Below are 1,681 nucleotides of genomic sequence, written 5' to 3' on the forward strand. Positions count from 1 at the left end.
GCGCACCAGCTCGTTGACACCCGGCGGCAGCTCGTCGCCCTCCTCACGGGAGAACACGCGTACGCCGATGACCTTGCCCTGCTCGCCGTGCGGCACCTTCAGCGAGGTGTCACGCACCTCGCGGGCCTTCTCACCGAAGATCGCGCGCAGCAGCCGCTCCTCCGGCGTCAGCTCCGTCTCACCCTTGGGCGTCACCTTCCCGACGAGGATGTCGCCCTGCACCACCTCGGCGCCGATGCGGATGATGCCGCGCTCGTCCAGATCGGCGAGGGCCTCCTCCGAGACGTTGGGGATGTCGCGGGTGATCTCCTCGGGGCCGAGCTTGGTGTCGCGGGCGTCGACCTCGAACTCCTCGATGTGGATCGAGGAGAGCACGTCGTCCTGTACGAGCCGCTGCGACAGGATGATCGCGTCCTCGTAATTGTGTCCCTCCCACGGCATGAACGCCACCAGCAGGTTCTTGCCCAGCGCCAGCTCGCCCTCGTCGGTGCAGGGACCGTCGGCGATGACCTGGCCCGCCTCCACCCGCCGGCCCTCGGTGACGATGGGCTTCTGGTTGAAGCTGGTGCCCTGGTTGGAGTGCTTGAACTTGGCGACCCGGTACGTGACGTGGGTGCCGTCGTCGTTGGCCACGGTGACGTAGTCGGCGCACACCTCCTCCACCACGCCGGCGGAGGCGGCGATGATGACGTCGCCGGTGTCGGTGGCGGCGCGGTATTCCATGCCGGTGCCGACCAGCGGCGCCTCGCTCCTGATCAGCGGCACGGCCTGGCGCTGCATGTTCGCGCCCATGAGCGCGCGGTTGGCGTCGTCGTGCTCCAGGAACGGGATCATCGCGGTGGCCACCGACGTCATCTGGCGCGGCGAGACGTCGATGTAGTCGACCTCGTCCGCCCTGGCCAGCTCGAACTCGCCGCCCTTGCGCCGCACCGACACGTACCGCTCGGCGAACCCGCCGTCCTCGGTGAGCGCCGTGTTGGCCTGGGCGATGACGAAGCGGTCTTCCTCGTCGGCGGTGAGGTAGTCGACCTGCTCGCTCACCCGGCCGTCGACGACCTTGCGGTAGGGGGTCTCGACGAAGCCGAACGGGTTGATCCTGGCGTAGCAGGCGAGGTAGCCGATGAGGCCGATGTTGGGCCCTTCGGGGGTCTCGATCGGGCACATCCGGCCGTAGTGGGACGGGTGCACGTCACGGACCTCGAACCCGGCCCGCTCACGCGACAGACCACCGGGGCCCAGCGCGGACAAGCGGCGCCGGTGGGTCAGCCCGGACAGCGGGTTGATCTGGTCCATGAACCCCGACAGCTGCGAGGTGCCGAAGAACTCCTTGAGCGCCGCCACCAGCGGCCGGATGTTGATCAGCGTCTGAGGCGTGATGGCTTCGACGTCCTGCGTGGTCATGCGCTCGCGGACGACGCGCTCCATGCGGGCTAGCCCGAGCCGGACCTGGTTCTGGATGAGCTCGCCGACGCTGCGCAGACGGCGGTTGCCGAAGTGGTCGATGTCGTCGGTCTCGACCACCACGTCGCCCCGCGCCCCCGGCATCGACTCCTCCCCCGCGTGCAGGCGGAGCAGGTAGTCGATCATCGCGGCGATGTCGTCGACGGTGAGCGCGCCGTGGGTGATGTCGGCGTCGACGCCCAGCTTCTTGTTGATCTTGTAGCGGCCGACCTTCGCGAGG

At 68.8% G+C, this 1,681-nt stretch carries 1 protein-coding gene; it reads right to left on the bottom strand.

The genetic code is table 11. The annotated features are described in order from the left end of the window. The coding region (gene rpoB, locus ACFFR3_RS45150; RefSeq protein ID WP_379485163.1) for a DNA-directed RNA polymerase subunit beta at window positions 1–1,681 on the bottom strand (1,681 nt) is incomplete at both ends.

This window comes from Nonomuraea salmonea, from assembly GCF_042428605.1.
GTDB lineage: Bacteria > Actinomycetota > Actinomycetes > Streptosporangiales > Streptosporangiaceae > Nonomuraea > Nonomuraea salmonea.